This window comes from Metabacillus idriensis, assembly GCF_009674765.1.
Classification (GTDB): Bacteria; Bacillota; Bacilli; order Bacillales; family Bacillaceae; genus Bacillus_P; species Bacillus_P idriensis.
Genome location: NZ_WKKF01000034.1, coordinates 1 through 986, shown reverse-complemented (window position 1 = coordinate 986; position 986 = coordinate 1). Strand labels below are relative to the sequence as shown.

The following is a 986-nucleotide window of genomic DNA, read 5'->3' as shown; positions in this document are numbered from 1 at the left end:
CGACTTGCATGTATTAGGCACGCCGCCAGCGTTCGTCCTGAGCCAGGATCAAACTCTCCGAAGAAAATTTGTGACTCAATTTGTTGCTGACTTCAAAAATTTAAAACGTTTGGTACGCTTTTGGTTTTGTTTAGTTTTCAAAGATCATTTTAAAAAATGGAGCGGGTGATGGGAATCGAACCCACGACATTAGCTTGGAAGGCTAGAGTTTTACCATTAAACTACACCCGCGAAAAGTATTTGTCTGGTCGGGAAGACAGGATTCGAACCTGCGACCCCTTGGTCCCAAACCAAGTGCTCTACCAAGCTGAGCTACTTCCCGGACACATAATATATAGAATGGCGCGCCCGATAGGAGTCGAACCCATAACCTTTTGATCCGTAGTCAAACGCTCTATCCAATTGAGCTACGGGCGCACTTGTTAATGTCTTGTTATTGTAATGAAGCGACTTAAATATAATACCAAGTTGCGTTCTTTTTGTCAACAACTTTTTTGAGGTTTTTTTAAGCTCTTTTGGTGCGGCCGAGAAGAGTCGAACTTCCACGGGGTTGCCCCCACTAGGCCCTCAACCTAGCGCGTCTGCCATTCCGCCACGACCGCGAAAAGATAAAAAATGTATGGTGCGGGTGAAGGGACTCGAACCCCCACGTCAAAGACACTAGATCCTAAGTCTAGCGCGTCTGCCAATTCCGCCACACCCGCATATTAGTTAAAATGGTGTGCCATGAAGGACTCGAACCTTCGACCCTCTGATTAAAAGTCAGATGCTCTACCGACTGAGCTAATGGCACTTAATAAGAAAACACTCTTTAGTTTTTTTAAAAGTGAAAATGGCTGGGCTAGCTGGATTCGAACCAGCGCATGACGGAGTCAAAGTCCGTTGCCTTACCGCTTGGCTATAGCCCAATAAAATGGCGGTCCCGACCGGGATCGAACCGGCGATCTCCTGCGTGACAGGCAGGCATGTTAACCGCTACACCACGG

7 tRNA genes and 1 rRNA gene are annotated in these 986 nt (G+C 47.2%); all 8 read right to left on the bottom strand.

What is annotated here, in order from left to right:
- Nucleotides 1-64, bottom strand: a 16S ribosomal RNA gene (locus GJU41_RS24510); the annotation flags it as partial.
- Nucleotides 65-157: 93 nt separating this feature from the next.
- A tRNA-Gly gene (locus tag GJU41_RS24505) sits at nt 158-231 on the bottom strand.
- Between the two features lie 14 nt (nt 232-245).
- Nucleotides 246-322: transfer RNA gene (locus GJU41_RS24500), tRNA-Pro, on the bottom strand.
- Nucleotides 323-340: 18 nt separating this feature from the next.
- Nucleotides 341-417: transfer RNA gene (locus GJU41_RS24495), tRNA-Arg, on the bottom strand.
- A gap of 99 nt (nt 418-516) precedes the next feature.
- Nucleotides 517-602 (bottom strand) — tRNA-Leu (locus tag GJU41_RS24490).
- An 18-nt stretch (nt 603-620) separates the two neighbouring features.
- A tRNA-Leu gene (locus tag GJU41_RS24485) sits at nt 621-704 on the bottom strand.
- Between the two features lie 13 nt (nt 705-717).
- Nucleotides 718-793: transfer RNA gene (locus tag GJU41_RS24480), tRNA-Lys, on the bottom strand.
- Nucleotides 794-833: 40 nt separating this feature from the next.
- A tRNA-Gln gene (locus GJU41_RS24475) sits at nt 834-908 on the bottom strand.
- Nucleotides 909-986: the final 78 nt, after the last annotated feature.